At 58.7% G+C, this 24,928-nt stretch carries 21 protein-coding genes and 1 riboswitch; of the genes, 19 read left to right on the top strand and 2 right to left on the bottom strand.

Translation table 11 applies throughout. The features are described from left to right. Positions 1–9 precede the first annotated feature (9 nt). From PTZ19_RS20905 to PTZ19_RS20965, 13 genes are all read left to right on the top strand, one after another. A complete protein-coding gene (locus PTZ19_RS20905; RefSeq protein WP_276357501.1) occupies positions 10–1,209 on the top strand; it encodes an MFS transporter in 1,200 nt (399 codons plus the stop codon). Next, complete coding sequence (locus tag PTZ19_RS20910) at positions 1,206–3,074, top strand: ABC transporter ATP-binding protein (RefSeq protein ID WP_276357504.1); 1,869 nt, start codon at positions 1,206–1,208, stop codon at positions 3,072–3,074. The genes PTZ19_RS20905 and PTZ19_RS20910 overlap by 4 nt, the downstream gene beginning before the upstream one ends. Next, the gene (locus PTZ19_RS20915) at positions 3,043–4,779 is read left to right on the top strand and encodes an ABC transporter ATP-binding protein (RefSeq protein ID WP_276357581.1); all 1,737 of its coding nucleotides are present in this window, start codon (positions 3,043–3,045) and stop codon (positions 4,777–4,779) included. The genes PTZ19_RS20910 and PTZ19_RS20915 overlap by 32 nt, the downstream gene beginning before the upstream one ends. Before the next feature lie 69 nt (positions 4,780–4,848). After that, entirely contained in the window at positions 4,849–5,439 is a 591-nt protein-coding gene (locus PTZ19_RS20920) for a DUF1802 family protein (RefSeq protein WP_276357507.1), read from the top strand. Between the two features lie 406 nt (positions 5,440–5,845). Further along, the gene (gene sufC, locus PTZ19_RS20925) at positions 5,846–6,625 is read left to right on the top strand and encodes a Fe-S cluster assembly ATPase SufC (RefSeq protein ID WP_276357510.1); all 780 of its coding nucleotides are present in this window, start codon (positions 5,846–5,848) and stop codon (positions 6,623–6,625) included. A gap of 24 nt (positions 6,626–6,649) precedes the next feature. Next, positions 6,650–7,957 (top strand): Fe-S cluster assembly protein SufD, encoded by a 1,308-nt coding sequence (gene sufD, locus PTZ19_RS20930; RefSeq protein WP_276357513.1) that lies wholly within the window; start codon positions 6,650–6,652, stop codon positions 7,955–7,957. A gap of 1 nt (position 7,958) precedes the next feature. After that, on the top strand, positions 7,959–9,179 hold the full coding sequence (locus tag PTZ19_RS20935; RefSeq protein WP_276357516.1) for a cysteine desulfurase: 1,221 nt from the start codon (positions 7,959–7,961) through the stop codon (positions 9,177–9,179). After that, positions 9,172–9,621 (top strand): Fe-S cluster assembly sulfur transfer protein SufU, encoded by a 450-nt coding sequence (gene sufU / locus PTZ19_RS20940; RefSeq protein WP_276357518.1) that lies wholly within the window; start codon positions 9,172–9,174, stop codon positions 9,619–9,621. Before PTZ19_RS20935 ends, sufU begins: the two co-directional genes overlap by 8 nt. 26 nt (positions 9,622–9,647) lie before the next feature. Beyond that, a complete protein-coding gene (gene sufB, locus PTZ19_RS20945) occupies positions 9,648–11,042 on the top strand; it encodes a Fe-S cluster assembly protein SufB (protein ID WP_276357521.1) in 1,395 nt (464 codons plus the stop codon). 263 nt (positions 11,043–11,305) lie between these two features. After that, a riboswitch (cyclic di-GMP riboswitch) is annotated at positions 11,306–11,391 on the top strand. Positions 11,392–11,462: 71 nt separating this feature from the next. Next, a complete protein-coding gene (locus tag PTZ19_RS20950; protein WP_276357523.1) occupies positions 11,463–12,200 on the top strand; it encodes an EAL domain-containing protein in 738 nt (245 codons plus the stop codon). A 20-nt stretch (positions 12,201–12,220) separates the two neighbouring features. Further along, positions 12,221–12,571 (top strand): hypothetical protein, encoded by a 351-nt coding sequence (locus PTZ19_RS20955; RefSeq protein WP_276357525.1) that lies wholly within the window; start codon positions 12,221–12,223, stop codon positions 12,569–12,571. Continuing rightward, the gene (locus PTZ19_RS20960; RefSeq protein WP_276357529.1) at positions 12,571–13,374 is read left to right on the top strand and encodes a GGDEF domain-containing protein; all 804 of its coding nucleotides are present in this window, start codon (positions 12,571–12,573) and stop codon (positions 13,372–13,374) included. The genes PTZ19_RS20955 and PTZ19_RS20960 overlap by 1 nt, the downstream gene beginning before the upstream one ends. A gap of 223 nt (positions 13,375–13,597) precedes the next feature. Next, positions 13,598–14,578, top strand: a complete 981-nt coding sequence (locus PTZ19_RS20965) for a C40 family peptidase (protein ID WP_276357532.1) — start codon at positions 13,598–13,600, stop codon at positions 14,576–14,578. Between the two features lie 55 nt (positions 14,579–14,633). Here the strand turns inward: PTZ19_RS20965 and PTZ19_RS20970 are convergent, their stop codons facing one another. Beyond that, complete coding sequence (locus PTZ19_RS20970; RefSeq protein WP_276357535.1) at positions 14,634–15,677, bottom strand: HD-GYP domain-containing protein; 1,044 nt, start codon at positions 15,675–15,677, stop codon at positions 14,634–14,636. A 151-nt stretch (positions 15,678–15,828) separates the two neighbouring features. Next, complete coding sequence (locus PTZ19_RS20975; RefSeq protein ID WP_276357538.1) at positions 15,829–16,563, bottom strand: molybdenum cofactor biosynthesis protein; 735 nt, start codon at positions 16,561–16,563, stop codon at positions 15,829–15,831. A 139-nt stretch (positions 16,564–16,702) separates the two neighbouring features. Here PTZ19_RS20975 and PTZ19_RS20980 point away from each other — a divergent pair, with 139 nt between their 5' ends. The 6 genes from PTZ19_RS20980 to ytvI all read left to right on the top strand — a co-directional run bounded on the left by PTZ19_RS20980 (position 16,703) and on the right by ytvI (position 24,124). Next, on the top strand, positions 16,703–18,139 hold the full coding sequence (locus PTZ19_RS20980) for a bifunctional metallophosphatase/5'-nucleotidase (protein ID WP_276357542.1): 1,437 nt from the start codon (positions 16,703–16,705) through the stop codon (positions 18,137–18,139). Positions 18,140–18,167: 28 nt separating this feature from the next. Further along, on the top strand, positions 18,168–19,019 hold the full coding sequence (locus PTZ19_RS20985) for an undecaprenyl-diphosphate phosphatase (RefSeq protein ID WP_276357546.1): 852 nt from the start codon (positions 18,168–18,170) through the stop codon (positions 19,017–19,019). 303 nt (positions 19,020–19,322) lie between these two features. Then, on the top strand, positions 19,323–20,348 hold the full coding sequence (locus PTZ19_RS20990; RefSeq protein ID WP_339329348.1) for an HD-GYP domain-containing protein: 1,026 nt from the start codon (positions 19,323–19,325) through the stop codon (positions 20,346–20,348). A 136-nt stretch (positions 20,349–20,484) separates the two neighbouring features. Further along, positions 20,485–21,639, top strand: a complete 1,155-nt coding sequence (yfkAB, locus tag PTZ19_RS20995; protein ID WP_276357551.1) for a radical SAM/CxCxxxxC motif protein YfkAB — start codon at positions 20,485–20,487, stop codon at positions 21,637–21,639. Between the two features lie 62 nt (positions 21,640–21,701). Next, a complete protein-coding gene (locus tag PTZ19_RS21000; protein WP_276357555.1) occupies positions 21,702–23,051 on the top strand; it encodes a hemolysin family protein in 1,350 nt (449 codons plus the stop codon). Between the two features lie 38 nt (positions 23,052–23,089). Then, entirely contained in the window at positions 23,090–24,124 is a 1,035-nt protein-coding gene (gene ytvI, locus PTZ19_RS21005) for a sporulation integral membrane protein YtvI (protein ID WP_276357560.1), read from the top strand. Positions 24,125–24,928: the final 804 nt, after the last annotated feature.

Here is a 24,928-nt window from a genome sequence, read left to right on the forward strand (position 1 = left end):
GAGACAACTTTGAAAACCAGGTTCGTTACGATGTTTTTGATCGTCCTGTGCGGCACGATCTCGATCGCGGTGTTCAATCCGATCATCGGCCCGCTCTCCCGCCATCTGGGGCTGAGCGAGTTTCAATCGGGATGCCTGGTGTCCGTGACGGGGCTATTCTGGCTGCTCGGCGGCTATTTTTGGGAAAAAATGACCTTTCTGAGCAGCAAACGGATGCTCGCTTTCGTCATGTTCGTCTATTTGGCGACGGTGGTCGTTTTCGCTTGGCTTGCCGATTTTGCGGGGAACCGAACCCCTGCCTCTCCGGGCTTTTTTTGGATCTTTCTGCTGCTTCGCGCGGTATCGGGATTTTTCTTCGGAGGCATCCCGGCCAAAGCGCAAGCTTACGTGATGAGTTGGACGACGCCGGAGACGAGGACGCAGGGGATGGCTTTATTCAGCACCGCCAACGGGCTCGGCTTCGTTTTGGGTCCGGCCATGAGCGGCGTCATGGCCGCGATGGGGTTGACCGCTCCGATGTATGCCGCTGCCACCCTGCTTTTCGTCATGATCCTCGTGCTGGGGGTTTTGATTCCGGAAGAAGCGGGTCGCAAGCCAGAACGGCCGGCCGCTTCGCTGTCGCCGCTCGATCCGCGAATCCGGTTTTATTTAGGGGTCGGGCTTCTTCTGTCCGTCACGCTCAATATCCTTCAGGTGACCATCGGTTTCTACGTGCAAGATTCGCTCGGATATGATGCCCAAGCCACGACGCAATTGATCGGGTATGGACTGGCCGTAGCGGGCGTCACGGTCGTGGCCGCGCAAATCGTCGCCAGCAAATATTGGAAGCGGCGCCCGGAGCGGATGCTGCGTCTCGGATTGTCGATCGTCGCCTTGGGGCTGTTGGGGCTGCTGGTTTTCCTTCGGTTGACCTACGTGAATTTCGTCGTACTGGGAATCGGCTTCGGGTTTGCATTGCTCGGATATGGCGCGAGCGCTTCGGTTGCGGTGCAAGATCATGAACAACGGGGTGTCGCGGCATACGTCGCGGCTTTGCAGGGAAGCGGCGCCTTCCTGGGACCGGTTGCCGGGACCGCGCTTTATACGGCGCATATGTCGGCTCCGTATACGGTTTTCGCGGTGCTCATCGGTTTATCTTTTCTTATGGCGTTCAACGGGAAAAAGGCGGCCGTTCCGTCTCCGAACGCGATTGGGGGAGAGGTTGAATGACTCGGAAAAAGGGGATCGCGCGGCTGCTGGAAATCGCCGGGGAGAGGCGCAAGCTGCTCATCGCATCCGGACTGTTCTCCGCGCTTAGCGCCGTCTGTTTGCTGGTGCCCTACGTGTCCGTCTATTTCATTCTGAAAGAGCTGCTGGAGCATGCGGCGTCCCCGGCTTCGGCCGACGGAGCGAAGATGATCCGTTGGGGCGTTACCGCCCTTGTCGGGTTCGTTGCCGGCTTGGTCGCGATGTACGCGGGGGGACTCACGGCGCATATCGCCGCTTTCCGGATCCTGTACGGACTCCGGATCAAACTTACCGGCCATATCGGCAAGCTGCCGCTCGGCTGGTTGAACGGCCAGTCGACGGGAGCCGTCAAGAAAACGCTGGTGGAAAACGTGGATAAAGTGGAAACGTTCATTGCCCACCAATTGCCCGATCTCGTTCATGCGGCGGTCACGACGATCCTGATGATCGCCGTCATGTTCGCGTTCGACGTTTGGCTGGCGATCGCGTGCCTCGTGCCGATGGCCATCGGCCTCGCGGCAATGGCCTCGCTCATGGTCGGGTCCAAGACGAAGGAAACGCTGGGGAAAGCCTTCGACGCGCTGGAGCGGATGAATGCTTCCGCCGTCCAGTACGTGCGGGGGATGCCGGCCGTCAAAGTGTTCGGGCAAACCGTCCGATCGTTCCGGCAGTTTTATCAGGACATGGTTCGCTACCGCGACCACGGCGTGAAAATCACGGAGCTGTTCCAAAACGGCAATTTGACCTTCAAAGTGCTTCTGAACTCGTTAGCCGCGTTTATTTTGCCGGTCGGCGTTTTCTTGTTGAACCGCGATCCGGGCAGCGTCACCGCCGCGTCCGCCTTGCTGTTTTTCCTGGTCATGGCGCCGGGCATCGCCGCGCCGATGTTCAAATTCATGTACCTGGCGGAGTCGATCCGATTCATTAGCGAGGGCGTGGAGCGGTTCGACCGGATCTTGGAGGAGAAGCCTTTGCCGGAACCCGAGCGGCCGAGGAAGCCGACCTCTTTCGATATTGCGTTCGACCGGGTTTTCTTCTCTTACGGAACGGAGCCTTCGGATACCGACGCGCTTGCGGACGTTTCCTTCACCGCCCGCCAAGGGGAGGTGACGGCGCTCGTCGGCCCGTCTGGAGCCGGCAAATCGACCGTCGCCCATCTGGTGCCCCGTTTCTGGAACGCGAACATGGGAGCGATCCGCATCGGAGGCGTGGATATCCGCGAGATGTCGACGGCCGATCTGATGGACACCGTCGCTTTCGTGTTCCAAGACTCGTTTTTGTTCCACGATACCGTGTACAACAATATCGCGGCCGGCCGGCCGGACGCTCCGCCGGAAGCCGTGTACGCCGCGGCGAGGGCGGCCCAGTGCCAGGCGTTCATCGAGAACCTGCCGCTCGGATATGACACGCTCATCGGCGAAGGCGGCGTCTACTTGTCCGGCGGGGAGGAACAGCGAATCAACGTCGCCAGGGCGATCCTGAAAAACGCCCCGATCCTCGTGCTCGACGAAGCGACGGCATTCGCCGATCCGGAGAACGAGCACGAGATGCAGCAGGCGCTCAAAGCTTTGATGAAAAACAAGACGGTTCTCGTCATCGCGCACCGCCTGTCGACCATCCGGGACGCGGATCAGATTCTCGTGATGGAGAGCGGCAGAATCGTCGAGCGGGGCAAGCATGAAGCGCTCCTCTCGGCCGGAGGCTTGTACGGGCGCATGTGGAATTCCTACCGACAGGCGGCTCAGTGGCATATGGGCAAGCGGGGAGATCATGACCCCGTCAATCTTCCGATCAGAGGGGAGGCGGATGCGGATGATGCGCATGCTGCGCAACGTTACGGCGGATAATCCGCGCTCGTTGATCAAACCGGTATGCCTCACGACCGTTGCCTATTTGGCAGGCATGATTCCATTCGCGTTATTGGTCGAGGCGGCGAGATTGATCTTCACCCCGTTCGTCCATCCCGAAATTCCGCTCGATACGGCAAGGCTCTGGTGGGTGTGCGGCGAGCTGGCAGCTTCGATGGCGCTCTCGTTCGCCTTCGAAGTTCCTGCCTACCGGGCCCAATACCGCGACGCTTACGGCGCGGCGGTAGACGGACGGTCCCGGCTGGCCGAGCACCTGCGCAAGCTGCCGCTGGGGTACCTGAATAAGCGCGATCCGGGCGAACTGGCCCATATGATGACGAGCGATTTTTCCATGGTGGAACACGGGATCTCCCATGTGATTCCCCAGATGATCGGGGGCGTCGTCATGCCGGTACTGGCCTTGGCCGGATTGTCTTTATTCGACTGGCGCCTGGGGCTGTCCCTGTTCGCGGCGCTGCCGGCGGCCATCCTGCTGCTGGCCCTGACGTCCGGAATCCAGCGCCAACTCGGCTTGTCGCATATGAGGGCCAAAATCGATGCCGGCGGCCGGCTGCAAGAATACTTGAGCGGGATCCGGGTCATCAAAGCCTATAACATGACCGGAGATCGTTTTGTCCGGCTGGAACGGTCATTGCGGGAATGGATGCGGCAGAGCATCCGCTTCGAAGGGATGCTGGGGCCGATCATGCTCAGCGCGATCGGGTTGATCCGCGCCGGCCTGACCTTGATGGTCATGATCGGCGTCCGTCTGCTGCTCGGCGGAAGCCTGGATCTCGTCGACTTCGCGGCGTTCCTCATCATCGGAACCCGGATCTACGATCCGCTGACGACCGCGCTTGCCGGTTACGCCGAGTTTCGCTATATCGAGCAGGCGGGCGGACGGATGGCGCAGCTGTTGCGGGAGCCGGTCATGCAAGGAGAGGGAAAGCCTCCCGCTCATCACGATATCGAGCTTAAGCACGTGACGTTCGGCTACCTGGATCAACCGATCTTGCGGGACGTGAGCCTCCGCATGCCGGCGGGCACCTTCACCGCCTTGGTCGGCCCGTCGGGAAGCGGCAAAAGCACCGTCCTTCGGCTCATCGCCCGTTTCTACGACCCGGACCGGGGAACGGTTACGATGGGCGGGGAGGATCTCCGCGCCATGGACCCGGAAGCGTTGCTGCAGAACGTATCGATGGTGTTTCAGGACGTGTACCTTTTTCAGGATACGATCGCCGGCAATATCCGGTTTGGACGCGAAGGCGCCACGCGCGAGGAAATCGAAGCGGCGGCGCAGCTGGCTTGCTGCCACGATTTCATCATGAAGCTGCCGAACGGGTACGACACCATGGTCGGGGAAGGAGGCAACACGCTGTCGGGCGGGGAGAAACAGCGGATTTCCATCGCCAGGGCGATGCTGAAAAACGCGCCGATCATCCTGCTCGACGAAGCGACGGCGTCCCTCGATCCCGAGAACGAAGCGGAAATTCAACAAGCGATCGACCGGCTCGTCCGAGGCCGAACCGTCATCGTCGTCGCCCATCGGCTCAAGACCGTGCGGCATGCCGACCAGATCGTCGTGCTGGATCAGGGGAGGATTGCGGAGCAAGGCCGCCATGAGGAATTGCTTGCTTCGGAAGGTCTGTATGCCCGGCTGTGGAGAAGACAGCACGATGGGGGCGAACGGCGGTTGGCCGAATGAGATTCGGCGCGGCGGATTCGAAACGCGTGTTATAATGGAAGCAACGAGAAAAGGAAAGGAACGACGAGCATGACGGACAACGAGAACCCGATCGCGCTCCGGGAATGGGCGGTCGCCGTGCGGGCGCTGGAGCAAGGCCGGCAGGCGGTCGTGCTGCGCAAGGGCGGCATCGCGGAGGAGACGCGGGAGTTCCGGCTGGAAAGCCCCCGATTTTATTTGTTCCCGTCGTATGAGCATCAGAAGCCGCATTTGATCAAGCCCGAAGCGGCGCGGGATTTGGAGGCGGTGCGGCAGGAAGCGGAAAGCCTGCCGGGGCGGGTGCGGATTACGTGCTTCGCGGAAGCCGCCGAAGACATCGAAATCACCGACGCCGAGACGCTCAGGCGGCTGAATGATCTGCATATCTGGACGGAAGACTATGCCGAGGAACGGCTGAAATGGAAAAAGACGAAACCTCTGCACGTGCTCGTGCTGCGGGTGTACCGCTTGGCGGAGCCGGCTGAAGTTCCGCTGCGCGAAGCTTATGCCGGCTGCAAGTCCTGGCTGCGCGTAGAGGAAGGGCTTCCGCCGCCCCTGCCGGTTCCCGTGCTGGACGACCGCCGGTTCGCCGAACTGACGGACGCGGTGTTTCGGGCCGTCCGGGGATCTCCGGCTGACTAAGTCGCATCCATGGTGTTCTTGCACTTGGCGGGCGATTGCATAGCCGCAATGAATTTCCGGACGAGTTATTGCTTTTCGTCCGGAAATTCGGCATTCTAAGGACAAAAATCAATCGATCCGCGCACCGTCATCCGTCGCGGAAATCGCGGGACTGACCGCCGATTCGAACGGGTTTTCCGCAAGAACGGACAGAAGCCGCGCGCCGCTTGCAGGCGCAAAACCGCGAAACCAAGCCCGGTTTGCTTTTTTCAAGGAGTTTTCATAAAATTAGATTGAGAATCAGTGAGAATCACTTTATAATTATTCTAAATAAGGATCAATTCCGTTCCGGTTATTCGGCAAATTTCGAAGCAGGCTGCCTCAGTTTCGGAAAGCGCACCGGAGAGAACACATGGAGGTTAAGAGAATGTCCACCGAATTCGAGATTCGCGGTCTGAAAGCGACCATCGAAGGCAAGGAAATCTTGAAAGGAATCGATCTGAAGATCCAAGGCGGAGAAATCCACGCCATCATGGGTCCGAACGGCACAGGCAAGAGCACCTTGGCCTCCGCGCTGATGGGGCATCCCAAATATGAAGTAACCGACGGAGAAGTGACGCTGAACGGCGAAGACGTCCTGGAAATGGAAGTCGACGAGCGCGCCCGCGCCGGCCTGTTCCTGGCCATGCAGTATCCGAGCGAAATCACGGGCGTCACGAACGCGGACTTCCTGCGCAGCGCCATCAACGCCCGCCGCGGCGAAGGCAACGAAATTTCGCTGATCAAGTTCATCCGCCTGATGGAAGGCAAGATGAAGGAGCTTGAAATGGATCCCGAGTTCATGCACCGTTATTTGAACGAAGGATTCTCGGGCGGCGAGAAGAAACGCAACGAAATTCTGCAAATGATGATGCTGGAGCCGAAACTCGTCATTTTGGACGAAATCGACTCGGGCCTCGACATCGACGCGCTCAAGATCGTGGCCGCCGGCGTGAACGCGATGCGTTCCGAAGAACGCGGATTCCTCGTCATTACGCACTACCAGCGTTTGCTGAACTACATCAAGCCCGATTTCGTGCACGTCATGATGCAAGGCCGCATCGTCAAGTCCGGCGGACCGGAACTGGCGGAGCGCCTCGAAGCCGAAGGTTACGATTGGGTGAAAGAAGAGCTGGGCATCGTCGACGAGACGGTGCAGCAGGCGTAAGAGGACAAGGGAGGTTAGACGAACATGAGCACACCGACCACCTCTTTCGGCCGGGAAGCAGCAGCCGCGTTGTCCCGCAGCAAGAACGAGCCGGCATGGCTCATCGCCTGGCGGGAGGAAGCGGGAGAGTTGGCCGCCAAGCTGGAATTGCCCAAACCGGAGAAAATGCCGCTGACCCGTTGGACGCTGGACCAATACGGAACGGATCGTCCGAGCAAGACGGTCTCCTCCGCGGCGGATCTGCCGGCCGCGATCGCGGAACTGCTGCCCGAAGACACGCAGGGCGCGCTGATCGTGCAGCACAACTCGTCCGTCGTATTCACGCGGCTGTCCGAGGAACTGAAAGCCAAAGGCGTCGTCCTGACGAGCTTGGAAGAAGCGGCCCGCGCGCACGAGAAGCTGGTTCGCGAGCATCTCATGACCGCATACAAGAAAGACGAGCACAAGCTGGCCGCGGTCCATGCGGCGCTGTGGAACGGCGGGGTGTTCCTGTACGTGCCTCGCAACGTGGATATCGAATTCCCGGTGCAAGCGTTGCTGTTCGCCGATGACGCGGATGCGACGTTCATGCCGCACGTGCTGATCGTCGCCGACACGAACAGCCGCGTCTCGTTCGTCGAGCAGGCAGCCGCCGAACTGAACGCCGGAGAAGGCCGGACGCTGCTGCATAACGCGGCCGTAGAAATTTTCGCCAAATCCGGCGCGCATGTGCGGTATGCCGCCGTGCATCATATGGATGCCGGCGTCGTCGACGTTTCTTACCGCCGCGCGGTACTGGACAATGACGCCCGCGTCGAATGGATCGTCGGCGATCTGCATAACGGCAATACGCTGACGGACACGAATTCGGTGCTGCAAGGCAACGGCTCCGCCTCCGACTCGAAAATCATTTGCGTCGGAACGGGCAGCCAGCGGATCAGCCTGACGACGCGGGCCCAGCACATCGGCAAATCTTCCGAGAGCGACATGGTGACCCGCGCGGTCATGAAAGACGAAGCGACGTCCATCATCAACGGCATTACGAAAATCGAACACGGGTCCACCAAAGCGAACGGACAGCAGACGGAGAAGGTGCTGATGCTGAGCCCGAAAGCCCGGGGCGACGCCAACCCGATTCTGCTCATCGACGAGGACGACGTCAAGGCGGGCCACGCCGCCAGCGTCGGACAAGTGAATGCCGACCAGGTGCACTACCTGATGTCCCGCGGCATCAGCCGCAAGGAAGCGGAGCGCCTGATCATCCACGGCTTCCTGGATCCCGTCGTATCCGAAATTCCGCTCGCGGGCCTGCGCGAACAACTTCATCGAATTCTGGAGAGAAAGCTGGGGTAACATGGACCCGATCGCGCTGAAAGCCGAGTTTCCGATCTTGCACCAAGACGTTAACGGGCACCCGCTCGTTTACCTGGACAACGCCGCGACGACCCAGAAACCGAGGGTCGTGCTGGAGGCGATCCGCAAATATTACGAATGGGACAACGCCAACGTCCACCGGGGCGTCCATACGCTGGGCTCCCGGGCGACGGACGCCTACGAGGGCGCCCGCGAGAAGGCGGCGAGGTTCCTGAACTCGGCGAGCACGCGCGAAATCGTGTTTACCCGGGGGACGACGGCTTCGCTGAACCTCGTCGCCTCCGGCTACGCCCGCCAAACGCTGCGGGAAGGCGACGAAATCGTCATCTCCCCGGCGGAGCACCACAGCAACCTGATCCCTTGGCAGCAAGCCGCCAAAGCCACCGGAGCGACGCTGAAATATTTGCCGCTGCAGGAAGACGGTTCGATCTCCCTCGCCGACTTCGAGAGCACGGTGACGGAGCGGACGAAAATCGTCGCCGTCGCCTATGTATCGAACGTGCTCGGGACGATCAACCCGGTCGCGGAGATGGCCAAGATCGCGCACAAGAGCGGCGCGATTCTCGTCGTCGACGGCGCGCAGAGCACGCCGCACATGAAAATCGACGTCCGCGCGCTGGATGTCGACTTTTACGCCTTCTCGGGGCATAAAATGTGCGGACCGACCGGCATCGGCGTGCTGTACGGGAAAGCGCAGCTGCTGGAGAGGATGGAGCCGGTCGAATTCGGCGGCGAGATGATCGATTTCGTCGAGCTGTACGGATCGACTTGGAAAGAACTTCCGTGGAAGTTCGAAGGAGGAACGCCGATCATTGCCGGCGCCGTCGGACTCGGGGCCGCGATCGATTTTCTCGAGCAGGTCGGCTTGCCGCAGATCGAAGCCCACGAAAAGAAGCTGGCCGCCTACGCCATCGAGCGCCTCAGCGCCATCGAGGGACTGACGATCTACGGTCCGAAGCAAGAGCGCGCCGGTCTCGTCACCTTCAACCTCGGCGACGTCCATGCACACGACGTGGCGACCGTGCTCGACACCGAGGGCATCGCCGTCCGTGCCGGCCACCATTGCTGCCAGCCGCTCATGCGGTGGCTCCAAGTAAGCTCGACCGCCCGGGCCAGCATGTATTTGTACAATACGGAGCAGGACGTCGACCGGCTCGCGGACGCGTTGGTCAAAACAAAGGAGTTTTTCGGCCATGAGTAATCTCGACGACTTGTACCGCCGCGTCATCATGGACCATTATAAAAATCCGCGCAACCGCGGGACGATGGAGGATGGCTCGGTCACGGTCAACCTCAACAACCCGACTTGCGGCGACCGCATCAGCCTGCAGCTGCAGATCGAGGACGGCATCGTGAAGGACGCCCGCTTTACCGGGGAAGGCTGTTCCATCAGCATGTCCTCGGCCTCGATGATGACCGAAGCGGTCAAAGGCAAACGCACGGAGCAAGCGCTCGAACTGGCCGACCAATTTTCGTCCCTGATGAAGGGCGAAGAGGCTTCGTTCGACGATTACGAAGATATCGAAGCCCTGTCCGGCGTGAACAAGTTCCCGGCCCGCATCAAGTGCGCGACGCTGGCCTGGAACGCCTTGCGCAAAGGCGTGGAGCACGGACACGGGCAGCACGAAGGCACCGAAAATTAAACGGGGACAAGAGGAGGGATATCGTCATGGCGAAGCAAATCGAATTCGAAGAGTACAAATACGGGTTCCGCGACGAGCACAAAGCGGTCTTCCAATCCGGCAAGGGACTGACGCCGGAAATCGTCCGCACGATTTCCGAGATGAAGGGCGAGCCCGAGTGGATGCTGAACTTCCGCCTGAAATCTCTGGAGCAGTTCAACAAGATGGCGCTTCCGCGTTGGGGCGGCAACCTTGACGACCTGGATTTCAACGACATCCAGTACTACGTGAAGCCTTCCGAGAAGCAAGGCAAGACGTGGGAGGAAGTGCCGGAAGAAATCAAGGCGACGTTCGACAAGCTGGGCATTCCGGAAGCGGAGCAGAAGTTCCTGGCCGGCGTCTCCGCCCAGTACGAGTCCGAGGTCGTCTACCACAACATGCAGGAAGACCTCGAGAAGCAAGGCGTCATTTTCATGGATACCGACAGCGCCCTGCGCGAGCATCCGGAAATTTTCAAGGAGCATTTCGGCACGGTCGTCCCCTCGGCGGACAATAAGTTCGCGGCGCTCAACAGCGCGGTTTGGTCGGGCGGCAGCTTCATTTACGTTCCGAAAGGCGTCAAATGCGAAATCCCGCTGCAGGCGTACTTCCGGATCAACTCGGAGAACATGGGCCAGTTCGAGCGCACGCTCATCATCGCCGACGAAGGCAGCTTCGTCCATTACGTCGAAGGCTGCACGGCGCCGATCTACAGCACGAACTCGCTGCACAGCGCGGTCGTCGAGATCATCGTGAAGAAGGACGCTCGCGTCCGCTACACGACGATCCAGAACTGGGCGCCGAACATTTACAACCTCGTCACCAAACGCGCGGTTGCCGAAGAGAACGCGACGATGGAGTGGGTCGACGGCAACATCGGCTCCAAGCTGACGATGAAATACCCGGCCGTCATCCTGAAGGGCCGCGGCGCCAAAGGCATGGTACTCTCCATCGCCGTCGCCGGCAAAGGCCAGCACCAGGACGCGGGCGCCAAAATGCTGCACCTGGCTCCGGACACGACTTCGACGATCGTGTCGAAATCGATTTCCAAGCACGGCGGCAAAGTGACGTACCGCGGGCTCGCTTCTTTCGGACGCAACGCGGAAGGCGCCAAAGCGAACATCAAATGCGATACGCTCATCCTCGACAACCAGTCGACGAGCGATACGATTCCGTACAATGAAATCCTGAACGACAACATCACGCTGGAGCATGAAGCGACCGTCTCCAAAGTATCCGAGGATCAGCTCTTCTACCTGATGAGCCGCGGCCTTTCGGAAGCGGAAGCGACGCAGATGATCGTCATGGGCTTCATCGAGCCGTTCACCAAGGAACTGCCGATGGAGTACGCCGTCGAAATGAACCGTCTCATCAAGCTCGAGATGGAAGGCAGCATCGGCTAATGCCCCAACGCGTTACTCCCGGAGGAATCCGAAGAGCGATCTTCGGATTCCTTTCTTTTTACCCAAAAACGAAGCCGAGTAGTTCCCTGTGCGCGGGACTTCCGGCGGGGGGAATTGTCGTAATGTGTAAATTGATCCATCTTGCAGGAAGGAATTTGTTGAACTTTGCCGAATATATAGGACGATAGGGTTAAATCAAAACGAGCGAGGCGCTGTCGGCGCGGATTCTTCTTTTTCGTTAGCGGTACGCGGGCAAACCGAACAATCGAAAAGGGCAAACCATCCGAAAGGATGGGGCGCAAAACTCAAGGCCTAAGGACATTTCGTCTATGGCGGCTTAGTCACCGAAATTGTTGCTGCAGGGCTACTCCTTTGCGGGGTAGCTTTTTCCATTAGCCTAATAACGGAAAGGTAAAGCCGATGAACAACGTTGCGGAACAGATCGAATTCGACTCCCTATACCATGAATTCCAACCGATTCAGCGAATCCCCGGCGGAAAAACGTTCGGATATGAGGCGTTAATCCGCAGTAAAACGGGGGAAAGTCCGGACTTCATCCTGCAACAATACCGTTATCGGAATTTGTTGCCGAAAGTGGATATGTGGTCGATCGACCACTCGTCATCCGTTTTTTTCGCCGACCCGAACATTCGGCTCGGAGACGAGGTTTTGTTCGTCAACATTTATCCTTCGACGGTCACCGGGAACGCCTTCCCCGAATTCATGAACGGCTTCATGCTCAAGTTCAAGCCTTACTGCCGCAGAATCGTGTTCGAGCTCAACGAATCCGTGGCGGAAGGGCGCTATTGGAGCGATCCCGTCTTCTATCGCAGAATCCGGGAGCTGCGGCGGCAAGGGTTCCGAATTGCCTTGGACGACGTCGGGGAAGGGACCACGACCTTCCGGAAAATCGTGGAGTTGTTGCCGGAGTTCATCAAGCTGGATAAGTTTTTCGCTTGCGGATTATCCGATGATCCGAACAAACAAAAACTGATCCGGTTTTTCGCGGAATACTGCAAGGATGAGTCGTTGCTGATTTTGGAAGGAATCGAAATGCAAGAGGATTTGATTTGTTCCTCTTCCCTTGGCGTGCCTTTGGGGCAAGGATTTTTGCTGGGGAAACCTTCGCAACTCGGAAAAAACGTCGCCGCGGACTGATATTGGAGGCCGAACGCAAGATGGGTGAAAAAAGTTTGTATTCGCGAAGAGCGACGCTCTCGCTGAAAATCTCCGAATTCGAAGTTCCCCCCATGCAGGACCTGTTGATCATCGGAAAGAGGGCGCCGATCGGCCCCGAAGCCGTCCGGCGGATGGCCGAAGCCCTGTCTCCCGAGCAATTCACGATTTTGAAACTCGATCATCCGCGGATCGAAGCCGTGCTCGTCCGCAATTCGATTTTGCAAATGCTGGACCGGGACGTTCTCATGAAAATCGTGCTGGAAGAAGCGGAACGTTTGATCCACGACACCATGGTGCTGCGATCGGAATTGAAAATCACGGTTTCGGTCGAGCGGGAGGTCGAATTGTAATGGAAGTGTCCGAGTTGATGACGACTTCCGTACATACCATTTCGTCGGGCAAAAGCATCGCGTACGCGTCGGAACGAATGAACGAGCGGAAAGTCGGTTCGTTGGTCGTCATGGACCACGGAACGGTATGCGGGATCATCACGTCGCGCGATATCCGGGCTTCCCATCCCAACCGGATCGTCGCGGATGCGATGACGCCGGAACCGATTGCCGTGTCTTCCGACCAATTCGTGTGGGATGCCGTGAAGATCATGGACCGGCATGGGATCGAACGCGTCGTGGTCATGGACGGGGATCGACTGGCCGGATTGGTAACCCGGGAAGAGATCGCGATAAAGTTGTCGCAATACGCGGATCCGCTGACCGGTTTATACCGCGCACCCTATATCCAATCGATCGGGGCCAAGTTTTTGAAGCGAGGACAACCGTTCCACCTGCTGTTCATCGATCTGAACGAATTCGGCCTCATCAACAAACGTTACGGCCATCCTTTCGGGGATGACGTCATACGGGCATTTTCCGACCGGCTGGCGGGGGCGGTCGCGGAGGGACGGGATTTCCTTAGCCGGTACGCGGGAGACGAGTTCGTCATGATCACGCTGGGGAACGAGACCGAAGCGGAGGAACTGGTCCGATACGCCGCCCAGCCGGTAGCCGTGGGCGGCATCGCCGTTTCGTCGGCGGTCGGCCATGTCGACGTGCACCGGGAATCGGACTTTTCCAAGCTCTCTTTCCGGGACGTCCTGGAGAAGGCCAGCTTATTATCGACGTCCCGGAAAATGTCCGCCGTCGCGGAATCTTGAACCCCACTAAGGCAAGGGGGGAAGCGGCAGCGATTCCAACAACCTCCGAATGAAGAAAGGGCAAGAATCCGATATACTGAAATATAGCAAGAGGCGCTATCGTCTTTTGCAACTTTTCTTCATAACCTTTTTTTTTGCCTCCTTCAGAGTCACCTCGCGTGACTCTTTTTTTGGTTTTCCGGGGAAACTACGGGAAAACGAAGATCGATACGGAGGCCCCGAAATGGCAATTGAAAAATTAATAACCGCCGAATACCGGAAAGCGATGATCCGAGGGGGAGCGGTCTTCGCGATCGCCGCGGCGCTCGCGGGCTGCGCCGTGTTCAATCCCGGCGATACCCGGAATCTCAAACAACACGGATCGATGAACGAACCGAACATCCGGACGAAAGCGGAGTCCGACGCGAACCGCTTGAACGGCCGCCGAACGCTTTCGTTCCATACGATCCACAACACCCCGTACGTGGCATTGTCCGATGCAGCGACGGCCATGGGGTACCACGGGGAATGGCTGGATAAGGGCAAAACGTTCGCGATCGGCGATCACGATCCGATTTGGACCTGGAAGACCGGGCAAAGCCAAGTGATCCGGGCGGGCCGCACCCACCGCATCCCGGCCCCGGCCGTGCGGGAAGGCGGGCGTTTGTGGATCCCCGCGTCCGCGCTGGAACGCGTATTCGGACAAGAAGTTTCGTTCTCCGCAAGCTCCGCCGGGATGACCGTCATTCCGCATCCGGTCCTGCATGCGGCAAGCGCAGCGGGCGGAGCGTTCGCCGACGCGCCGGCCGGCAGCGCCGGGGCATCCGGCGCCAAAGCGGCGGATTTATTGGCTTATGGCAAACGGTACTTGGGTGTTCCCTATCAATTCGGAGCGCCGAAGTACGAAACGGGCAAAACGTTCGACTGTTCTTCGTTCGTAGAGCGGGTCATGGGACATGTCGGGATCGACATGCCCCGCTCGGCCGGCGAGCAGTCCGGAGAAGGCGACGCGGTGTCCCGCGACGAGCTGCTGCCGGGCGACTTGCTGTTCTTCAACGTGCCGGGAAGGTTCAAAAGCCAGACGGCCGTCGGCCACGTCGGCATTTACATGGGCGGCGGGAAGATGCTGCATGCCAGTCCGGCCGGCGGGCGGGGCGTTCAAATCACGAATATCAACCAGCCGTATTACCAAAGAACGTTCCTGTTCGCCAAACGCGTTATCTAAACAAAACGGTCCCTGCTCGGTGCGAGCAAGGACCGTTTTTATCTCGACAGCGATTCTACAAGTAGATCCGCAAGATCTCGTAGTCTCGGTTGGTCGATAAGTCGATAAAGGATTGCTCCGTCTGTACCAAGGGATGGAAGAAGTCGGTCGGATGATTCAAAACGATCGTTCCCGTGACGTCTCCGGTCAACTCCACTTTTTTGCCGATGAAATTCGGCAGCATGTGGCGGATGAACGTATGCACCACTTCGGGTTCAAGTTCGCCGAAGCTGCACCGGTACAGCTCTTTCAGCACGACGAGCAAGTCCCTCTTCTCTTGGTAAACCCGCGACGAAATCATGGCGCTGTACGTGTCGGCGACAGCCACGATTTTGGAGAGGGGATGCATGCTCTCTCCCGTGATGCGGTTCGGGTAGCCCGTGCCGTTGATCCTCTCGTGGTGCTGCAAGGCGGCCAAAGCCAGCTCGTTCTCGACGTAGGATTCGCTCAGGATCTCGTAGCCGTATTCCGGATGTTTCTTGATCTCCTCGTATTCCTCGTCGGTCAATCGGGCCGGTTTGTTCAAAATGGCGTCGGGGATCCGGCATTTGCCGATGTCGTGCAGGAACCCGGCTTTCCCGGCTTGCACGGCGTCCGGCTCGTCCCATCCCATCCAGCGGGCGATGTAATAGCTGAGCATCCCGACCTGGACGGAATGCTGGTAAGTATAATCGTCCTGGCTGTTCAACAGGAGAAGCAGGGAAACGACGTCTTTTTCGGCCTTGCAATTGTCGACCAGAGGCTGAAAGCTCATTTTCAGATCCTCTTCGTAGACTTTCCCCTCTTCCAATGCCTTCTCGAACATGTACTCGAATCCGGACACGGCTTCCTGATACAGAGGCCGCAGTTGAAGCGCCGTGACGGCGTTGTCTTCTACGGGTGCGGGAACGGCTTGGACCCTGCTTTCGATCTCCACGTAATCGATGGAATGCCGGTGTAGGCGTGTGAGAGCGCTCTCATCCAATGTCGCTCCCTGAGTCAGCACGTGCAGACCGTGCGGAGTGAATACGTCCTCCGACAAACGGTCTCCAGCCTGCAGGTCTTTGATGTGAACTCTCATTTCACACCTCGAAATGGGTCGAATGACGGCCTTTTTTTGAGAAATATTTCCTAGCCTCATGCTACCAAGGATTGGGAGGTCTTGCAACATAAAATAGAATCGGCAGCCTGGAAGCGCTCCGCTCCAAGCTGCCGATCGGCTGATGCTGCGGTTATTCGTCCCGGCTCATTGGATTCCAAGGCCCCATTTGGTGCCCCTTCCATTCGGTTCCGTCTTCATACACTTCTTTCTTCCAGATGGGAACCGTGCGTTTCAAGCTTTCGATGGCATATCGGCTCGCTTCATATGCTTCCGCCCGATGGGGGGAGGATACCGCGATCACGACGCTGATCTCCCCGATGCCGACGGTGCCGATGCGGTGGGTGATGGCGGTGACGGTGCCGGGCCATCGCCGGGCGATTTCTTCGCCGATCTCGCGCATCGCCGATTCCGCCATGGGGACGTAAGCCTCGTACTCCAGCGTGACCGTGCGTTTGCCGCCGGTCCATTCCCGGGTCGTGCCGACGAAAGCGATCAGGGCGCCGTGATCGGGATGCGAAGCGGATGCCGCCACGGCATTCACGTCGATCGCATGCTCCACGACGGCGAATCGGTTCCGCGTCACGCCGCCGCCTGTTCCCCCGGCGTCTTCCATTCCGCCCGATACCGGCGGAAGGAGCGCCAGTTCGTCCTCGCAGCCGATCGTTTCTTCGTCGTGCGAATACGCCTGGTTCCGGGCTACGAACGAGGAGGCGATCAGCTCCGCGTGTTCGGGATATAAGTCAATGAGTTTCGCCTTGAGCCGGCCGGCCGTCAGTTCCCGCTCCGGCCAATCCAGCCGCAGGGACCGGGAGCCGAACCGTTCTGCCAGTCCGGCGAACAAGGCGAGGTTCCAACCGTTCGACAACGTCGACACTTCCTTTCGCGATCCGGATTTCTATCGATCCGCTTTTCCTTTTGCAAGCATACCATATCGTCCCCGAAAGTGTTATGCTAGGAAAGAAATCCGGCGCGACCGAAACGCCGGCGAGGGTAGGGATTCCGAAGTGAGCGCCCGATTCACGTTGCTGCATACGAACGACATCCATAGTCATCTGGAACAAGCCGCGCAGATCGCCGGATACGTCAAACGGATGAGAAGCCGGGTTCCGGCCGACGAGCTTCTGGTCGTCGACTGCGGCGATTTTCTGGACCGCGCGCGCCCGGAGACGGAAGGGACCGGCGGCGAGGTCAACCGGAATTTGCTTTGCTCGATCGGATACGACGCGGTGCTGCCGGGCAACAACGAAGGGTTGACGATGACATTCGAGCAGTTGGATGCCTTCTACGGCGGCTTGCCGATCCCGGTCGTCTGCGCGAATTTCCGTCCCCTGGACCCTCAGCGGAAGGTGCAGTGGCTCCAGCCATCGCTTTTGATCCGCAAGGCGGGATGGAACGTCGGGCTGATCGGCCTTACGGCGCCGTTCAACGATTATTACCGCCTGCTCGGCTGGTCCGCGGCCGATCCGATCGAGACGGCGGAAGCCGAAGTCGCCAAAATCCGTTCCGAGGCCGACATCGTCATCGTTCTGTCCCATCTCGGCTTGCGCCAGGACGAGCGTCTGGCCGCGTCCGTTCGGGGAATCGACCTGATCCTGGGGGCGCATACGCACCATTTGCTGGAGAAACCGCTGGATGTCGGCGGCACGATGATGTCCGCGGCCGGAAAATTCGGCATGTACGCCGGCCATTTGGAGATTTCCCGCGACGCCGGCGGGGACCGCGCGGAAATCCGGGGCGGGTGCCTGTCCACGGAGGGCTGGCCCCGCGATGCGGAAGCGGAATCCATCATCGCGGCCGGGCGGGAATCGGCCAAACGGCGGATGAGCCGGGTCGTCGCCGAGCTCAAGGAGCCGCTCGATTGGGCGCCGGACCGGGAGTCGCCGCTGTCCGTGCTGCTGGCGGAAATCGTGCGCAGAAAGACGGGCGCGGAGATCGGGCTGGTCAACGCGGGTCAGTTTCTGGGCGCGCTGCCGGCCGGCCCCGTGACCGAAGAGAGGGTCCACGCGTTGTGTCCTTCCCCGATTAACTGCTGCCTGATGGAGTTGACGGGCCGGGAGCTGTTGCAGGCAATGGAAGAAAGCCTGCTGCCGGAATTCGCCGGCTTGGAAATCAAAGGGTTCGGGTTCCGGGGGCGCGTGCTGGGGACGTTATGCTTCGACGGTTTGGAAGGAACGGCGGATCTGTCCCGTATGCCCTATGACCGGGTGCTGGAAGTCCGCGTCGGCGGCGAACGGCTGGATCCGGATCGGGCGTACAAGGTCGGGACGCTCGACATGTTCACCTTCGGCGCGGGCTACGCCGGGCTTCGGAACGGACGCAACGTGAAGTACGTGCTGCCCGAATTCATCCGGGAGCTGCTTTGGGAAGGGCTGGGCGACGAAGAACTGCTGAGCGGCGCCCGTTGGCGCCGGATTCGGCTGACCGGCGAACGTCCGTCGTAAAGAAATTATCGGGAGAGTGAGTAACGGCATGCTGCACGGGTACGATTCCATCATTTTAGGGATTGTAGAAGGATTAACCGAGTTTTTGCCCGTCTCGTCGACGGGGCACATGATTTTGACGAATCAGCTTCTGGGATACGGCCAAAGCACGCCGGACGAGCTGAAATCGTTCGAAGTGGTCATCCAGTTCGCCGCGATCCTGGCCATCGCCATCGTATACTGGCGGCGGATTCTCCAAGTTCTCGGTTTCAAGGGCATCGAAACGGCCAAAGGGCTTTCCGTCCAATCGCTGCCGAAACGGAGAATGAATCTGATCCATGTCCTGCTCGGCATCGTTCCCCCGCTGGCGGTGGCGTTCCTGTTCCGCCATCCGATCAAGGACCTCGGCTTCTCGACCGCGCCGGTGCTCTGGGCGCTCGTGGTCGGCGGCATTTACATGTGGATCGCCGAAGCGCTGTACGATTCGGGCAAAATCAAACGCACCTCCGAGACGTTGGACGACATTACCTACAAGCAAGCGCTGATCATCGGCCTCATTCAATGCGTGTCGGTATGGCCGGGCTTTTCCCGTTCCGGCTCCACGATCGCGGGGGGGATGCTGGCGGGTCTGAGCTACCGGGCATCCGCGGACTTCTCCTTCTTCATCGCCATCCCGATCATGACCGCCGCGACCGGATACGAGCTGCTCGACAATCTCGAGCAATTCCGCTCCGGCGCCATAGACGTCGGATTCCTCGTGACGGGATTCATCGTATCGTTCGCGGTCGCGTGGATCGTGGTCGTCGGATTCCTCAAGGTGCTGCAGAAGATCAAACTGAGATACTTCGCCTGGTACCGCTTCGTGCTGGCCGCGCTGTTCTATTGGTTCATCATGCGGTAATCCGCTCCCTATATCCGAACGCCCCCGTCTCTTCCCGCTTACGCGGGGAGGGAGCGGGGGTTTTGCGTTTCCAGGGAGGATTTTGCCGAAAAATATCGAAAAATAGATTGCCGGAATCACGGAAATCTCTTACATTTAAAAATATGGCTGCGAAGCAGCGAGATCAGGATCCGCCAGACGGCTCGGAACCGGAAAGGGGTGCTTGAAGATATGCGTATGATGCCGATTTCTCTCTGTCAACCGGGAATGAAGCTTGCCAAAAAGATCTTCTCAGACGACGGCATCGTATTGCTCGCAGAAGGAGTGGAATTGACATCGACCCTGATCCGCCGTTTGGAAGAATGCGGAATCAGTTTTCTGTATATCCAGGATCCGAGAATGAGCGACGTCGAAATCCCCCAGCTGCTCAGCGACGAGACGCAACGGCGGGCCATCGGGGAAATCCGCAACGCGTTCCGGGAGTTCACCGAACAGCCCGGCAGGCGCAAATCGACGACGTACCCCTATATCGGGCGCAACATCCGGCAGGTCATCCAGATGATCATGGAAGATCTGGGCCGGAACGAAGACGCCATGATCATGCTCATGAACATGCAGACGGTCGACCATTATCTGTTCGCGCATTCATTGAACGTCTGCGTCTACACGACCATGCTGGGCATCGCCATGGGATACAATTCCGACCAGTTGTTAACCCTGGGGCTGGGAGCGCTGCTCCACGATATCGGCAAAACCCAAATTTCCATGCAGGTGCTGCTCAAGCCGGGCATGCTGACTTCGTACGAATTCGACGAAATGAAACGGCACACGGAGCGGGGCTTTTATTTGCTCAAGGACGAACCGGGCATTCCGCTGCTGGCCGCCCATTGCGCGTTGCAGCATCATGAACGGCTGAACGGGACCGGTTACCCTCGGGGACTCAAAGGAGACGAAATCCACGACTATGCCAAGCTGATCGGGATCGTGGATTCCTATGACGCGATGACGAGCCATCGGGTATACCGCAAAGCGATGCTGCCGCATCAAGCGGTGGAGGCGCTGTACTCCGGGAGCGGCACGCTGTACGATACGGCGATGCTCAAATTGTTCCGGGATCGCGTCGCGATCTATCCGATCGGGATCGGGGTCAAGCTCAATACCGGACACCGCGCCGTCGTCGTGGACATTAACGCCGCCTGCGCCCACCGCCCGGTCGTCCGCGTGCTGACGGACGAAGAAGGCCGCGATTTGGGCGAGCCTTTCGACATGGATTTGTCCAAAAATTTGACCGTCATGGTGACCAGCATCGATTTCGAGGAACAGAACAAGGGCAGCGTGCTGCTCGCCTAAGCGTCATTGAGGACCGTCCGCCGCAGCACCATCCGGCGGGAAACGGTCCCTTTCTGTTTGCTTGCCGGGTTTGCTTTGTCCGTGCCCGAACATTACAATTAACAATAAAATCATGCCTAGACAGGAGCATTGCCGCATGCAAGCCGCATTCCGGTCCGCCGGCGGGCTTCCTTTCGCGCCGCCGGCGGACTTTCCGCCTATATCCCCTTCCAACGATCCATGGGATCCGCTCCGCTCGCTTCGCCGCTGGGGTCGCCACCGGCTGACGAGCGTGGAGTTTACCGTTACCCATCTGTGCAACATGAGATGCGAGCATTGCGCGGTGGGAGACAGCTTGACGATGCAAGAAGCCCCGCAATTGCCGATCGACCTTATTTTGCGCCGGCTCGACGAAGTGGAGCACCTGGAAACGATCAGCCTGACGGGCGGAGAGCCTACGTTCCGGGAAGAAACCGTGAACGGGGTTTTGCTGCCCTTGCTGAAGTACGCCCGCAGCCGGGGGATCCGATCCCAGCTCAATTCCAACGTCACGCTGGATTACGGGCGCTACGAGCGGATCGCTCCCTATCTGGACGTCATGCATATTTCGTTCAACTATACGGAAGCGTCGGATTTCCACCGCGTCGGCTTCGCCCGTATGGGCCGCGAGGTCTCTCCGGAGACCGCCGGCAAAATGTACGGGAGGATGATGGACAACGCCCGCCGGCTGTCCGAAGGCGGGTTGTTCGTATCGGCCGAATCGATGATCAACTTCCGGACCTGGCGCAAAATGCGGGAAATCCACCGGCTCATCGTCGAAATGGGCTGCGGGCGCCACGAGGTGCATCCGATGTATCCGAGCTCTTTCGCTTCGGATTTGCCTAGATTATCGAAAGAGCAAATGCGCGAAGCCATCGAAACGCTGCTCGACGTCCGGGATCCCGGCGTTTGGATGCTGTTCGGGACGCTGCCGTTTTTCGCCTGCAGCGACGATCCGGAAGAACGGCGGCTCGTGAAACGGCTGCGGACGGAGCCCGGGGTGACGGTTCGCGGGGACCCCGACGGCCGCAACCGGGTCAACGTCAATTTGTTCAGCGGAGACGTGTACGTGACGGATTTCGCCTCCATCCCCCCGTTCGGCAACGTGCGGACCGAGAAGTTGGACGACGTGTTCGAGCGCTGGCAGCGGCATCCGCTTCAGCAAGGAGTCGGATGCCATTGTCCCGAAGCCGCTTGCTGCGGGCCCAATCTGCTCGTTGCCGACATGTACTATCCAAGCATAGACTTCACCAGCCGGCGGGCTTTGATCTGACCGGCGATTGCCCTCCGTCCCCGGATCGGGGGCGGAAGGCATGAGAAGGAGCGAAAAGCATCTTGGAAACTTTCCATTGGGGCAGCATCGTCCTCAACCTGCTGCTGGTCTTGGTTCTCGTATTATTAAACGGTTTTTTCGTCGCTTCCGAATTCGCGCTGGTGCGCGTGCGCCAATCCAGGCTGACCCAGCTGGAGCACGAAGGGAACAAATTGGCGCGGTACGCGCTGAAAGTCAACTCGCAGCTTGACGTCTACCTGTCCGCCACGCAGCTCGGGATCACGCTGGCCTCACTGGGACTCGGCTGGGTCGGGGAGCCGGCGATCGCGGATTTGATCGTTATTCCTCTCTTGCACGAATTCGGCGTCACGGATGAAACCGTCATCCACACCATTTCGTATATCGTAGCGTTCGCTTTGATCACGTTCCTGCATATCGTACTAGGAGAGCTTGCTCCAAAGTCTTTGGCGATCCAGAAATCCGTCGGCGTTTCCCTGGTGCTCTCCGGCCCGCTGCTGCTGTTCCATCGCATTTTCCTCCCGGTGATTTGGGCGCTGAACGGGGCGGCGAACGGGTTCCTGAAGCTGATCGGCGTCGAGCCGGCGGGCGAGCACGAAGCGGCGCACACGGAAGAAGAAATCCGGATCCTCATGAACGAGAGCGCCAAGAGCGGCATCATCGACAAAGACGAGCTGACGCTGTTCGACAACGTGTTCGAATTCGCGGACCGCGTCGCCCGCGAGGTGATGCTGCCCCGCACGGACATGGACTGCCTGTTCACGACGGAGACGTTCGCGGAGAACATGAAGGTCGTGTACGCGACGAAGCATACGCGATACCCGGTCGCCGTGGAGGACAAAGACCAGATCATCGGGTTCGTGCACATCACCGACTTGCTGACCGCGGATCCGGACAAAGAGCACGATTTGCGGGAATTCCTGCGTCCCATCTTAAGCGTGCCGGAATCGATGGAAATCAGCAAGGTGCTCAAGCTGATGCAGCGCCGCAAATCCCAGCTGGCGATCGTCATCGACGAATACGGCGGCACCGCCGGCATGATGACGGCCGAGACGATTCTGGAAGAGCTCGTCGGGGAAATGCAGGACGAGTTCGACGACGAACTGCCCAGCGTCGTGGTGAAGGGCGACATCACCTCGGTGGAAGGCCGTATGCTGATCGAAGACGTCAACGATCTGTTCGGTCTCGAGATCGAGGACGAGGAAGTCGACACGATCGGCGGCTGGCTGTTCAACCTGCTTGAAGGCAATATCGCCAAAGGCAAAACAATCGCACGGTACGGCTATGTGTTCGAGATTGCCCAAATCGAAAGGCTCCGCGTTCAAAGGGTGCATATTTACCGTGACCAGACGCCCGCCGAGGCGTCCGAGGCCGCGCCCGAAGGCGTCCATTGACGGGAGAGTAACGGATCGAAAAGGAAGGGGGCTGGTTCATGCCGCTGCGCCAATTCATGCTGATCGTCTTTGCCCTCGTATTTCTGTATTTGCTGTTCACGGCCGGAGCTCCGTTCCTGTTGGCGCTCGTCGTCGCCATTTTCCTGGAGCCTCTGACGCAGCTTCTCATGTCCAAAGCCCGGATGAACCGGCTCGCCGCCTCCACCATTTCCAGCACGATCTTCACCGCGCTGCTGCTCGGAGCCGCCGCGCTTATCGGCATGAAAGTGGTCGCCGAACTGACGGCGTTCATGCAGAACGTGCCGGGGTACCTGAAAGACGCCAGCGCTTACGTGGAGACTTTGCTGGAGCGCGCGCAGTCCTATACCAGCGGCGGGGCCGCCCCGGTGCCCGGCCAGTTGGAGAGCTGGGTTTCCAAGCTGACGGACGCGCTGTCCAACCTGTCCAATACGCTGGCTTCCTCCTTGCTCAATTTCGCCAAAGGCATTCCGAACTTTTTCGTCTTCTTCATCGTGTTCCTCGTCGCCGTATATCTGTTCTCGCTCAGCTTGCCGCAGATGAAATCGTCTTTCCTTTCCCTGTTCGAGGAGAAATCCCGCGGGCAGATGGACCAGGTGCTGGTCAGCCTCCGCAAATCCGTCTTCGGCTTCCTGCGGGCGCAGCTGCTGCTCAGCGTCATTACCTACGTCATCTGCTTCCTCGGCCTCATGATCATCGGAACCGGCTATCCGCTGGCGATCTCGCTGCTGATCGTCGCCGTGGACATTTTGCCGATCCTCGGCACCGGCTCCGTCATCGTGCCTTGGGCCGCTTACGAGATGGCGACCGGAGGCATCGTCGAAGGGATCGGCCTTTTGCTGCTGTACATCGTCATTACCGTCGTGCGGCGCATCGTGGAGCCGAAAATTTTGGGCGACGCCGTCGGCATCGGCGCGTTGTCCGCGCTGGTCAGCCTCTACGTGGGCTATGAGCTGGTCGGCGTGATCGGCGTGTTTCTCGGCCCGATCGTCGTTATCGTGTTCATGGCGGCCCGCAAGGCGGGACTGCTCGATTTCAAGATCAAGCTGGACTAAGACCGCCGAAAGTCTAGAGTGCCTTCGAAGCGCATTCCGATTCTTTTTTGGGGACCCCGGATTTCTAATGAACATGCTGCAGAGCAATTTCGCACTGGTTGCCGGCCCTTTGGGGCCGGTTTTTTGTTGAAAATCCTTAAATCCAATTTGGGGTCGTCTGGCGTAATGAATGGGTTTGGGATTTCCAACAGAATCATGATCCGGCGACGCTTTTTTGTAACATTTTTACAAAACTCCGCCGAAATCCTGTAAACGCGATGCTTTTATGTAACTTTTTTACACAACTCCACCGAAATCCCATAGACGCGATGCATTTATGTAACTTTTTTACATAACTCCACCGAAATCCCGTCAACCCGATGCTTTTATGTAACTTTTTTACACAACTCCGCCGATATCCCGTCAAGGCGACGCTTTTATGTAACTTTTTTACACAACTTCGCCGAAATCCCGTCAACGCGATGCTTTTATGTAACTTTTTTACACAACTCTGCCGAAATCCCGTCAACCCGATGCTTTTATGTAACTTTTTTATGTAACTCTGCCGAAACCCCAAAAATGCGATGCTTTTATGTAACTTTTTTACACAATTCGGGTGAATGAATATGTGCTCCAGGTGGTATGTGATTCATCTTTGGAATGCCGGAATGGGCACCCATGAATATCTAAGAATCCCGGTTTCGGCTTCACCAACCGTCTCGTCGACCCTTAGGGGGTCGTTTTTCGTATTATCAGGTCAGCCAGAGATTTCTGGTTGGCCTATTTTTATAGGCGTTCTATGATGGCGGTAGCCGGGAGAACGAG

It is taken from the genome of Cohnella caldifontis, from assembly GCF_029360585.1.
Classification (GTDB): domain Bacteria; phylum Bacillota; class Bacilli; order Paenibacillales; family Paenibacillaceae; genus Cohnella; species Cohnella caldifontis.

What these genes read in the sequence shown, in the direction of transcription:
- PTZ19_RS20910 (WP_276357504.1), top strand. Translation starts at nt 1,206, where the DNA reads ATGACTCGGAAAAAGGGGATCGCGCGGCTGCTGGAAATCGCCGGGGAG.
- PTZ19_RS20915 (WP_276357581.1), top strand. Translation starts at nt 3,043, where the DNA reads ATGCGCATGCTGCGCAACGTTACGGCGGATAATCCGCGCTCGTTGATC.
- PTZ19_RS20920 (WP_276357507.1), top strand. Translation starts at nt 4,849, where the DNA reads ATGACGGACAACGAGAACCCGATCGCGCTCCGGGAATGGGCGGTCGCC.
- sufC (WP_276357510.1), top strand. Translation starts at nt 5,846, where the DNA reads ATGTCCACCGAATTCGAGATTCGCGGTCTGAAAGCGACCATCGAAGGC.
- sufD (WP_276357513.1), top strand. Translation starts at nt 6,650, where the DNA reads ATGAGCACACCGACCACCTCTTTCGGCCGGGAAGCAGCAGCCGCGTTG.
- PTZ19_RS20935 (WP_276357516.1), top strand. Translation starts at nt 7,959, where the DNA reads ATGGACCCGATCGCGCTGAAAGCCGAGTTTCCGATCTTGCACCAAGAC.
- sufU (WP_276357518.1), top strand. Translation starts at nt 9,172, where the DNA reads ATGAGTAATCTCGACGACTTGTACCGCCGCGTCATCATGGACCATTAT.
- sufB (WP_276357521.1), top strand. Translation starts at nt 9,648, where the DNA reads ATGGCGAAGCAAATCGAATTCGAAGAGTACAAATACGGGTTCCGCGAC.
- PTZ19_RS20950 (WP_276357523.1), top strand. Translation starts at nt 11,463, where the DNA reads ATGAACAACGTTGCGGAACAGATCGAATTCGACTCCCTATACCATGAA.
- PTZ19_RS20955 (WP_276357525.1), top strand. Translation starts at nt 12,221, where the DNA reads ATGGGTGAAAAAAGTTTGTATTCGCGAAGAGCGACGCTCTCGCTGAAA.
- PTZ19_RS20960 (WP_276357529.1), top strand. Translation starts at nt 12,571, where the DNA reads ATGGAAGTGTCCGAGTTGATGACGACTTCCGTACATACCATTTCGTCG.
- PTZ19_RS20965 (WP_276357532.1), top strand. Translation starts at nt 13,598, where the DNA reads ATGGCAATTGAAAAATTAATAACCGCCGAATACCGGAAAGCGATGATC.
- PTZ19_RS20970 (WP_276357535.1), bottom strand. Translation starts at nt 15,677, where the DNA reads ATGAGAGTTCACATCAAAGACCTGCAGGCTGGAGACCGTTTGTCGGAG.
- PTZ19_RS20985 (WP_276357546.1), top strand. Translation starts at nt 18,168, where the DNA reads ATGCTGCACGGGTACGATTCCATCATTTTAGGGATTGTAGAAGGATTA.
- yfkAB (WP_276357551.1), top strand. Translation starts at nt 20,485, where the DNA reads ATGCAAGCCGCATTCCGGTCCGCCGGCGGGCTTCCTTTCGCGCCGCCG.
- ytvI (WP_276357560.1), top strand. Translation starts at nt 23,090, where the DNA reads ATGCCGCTGCGCCAATTCATGCTGATCGTCTTTGCCCTCGTATTTCTG.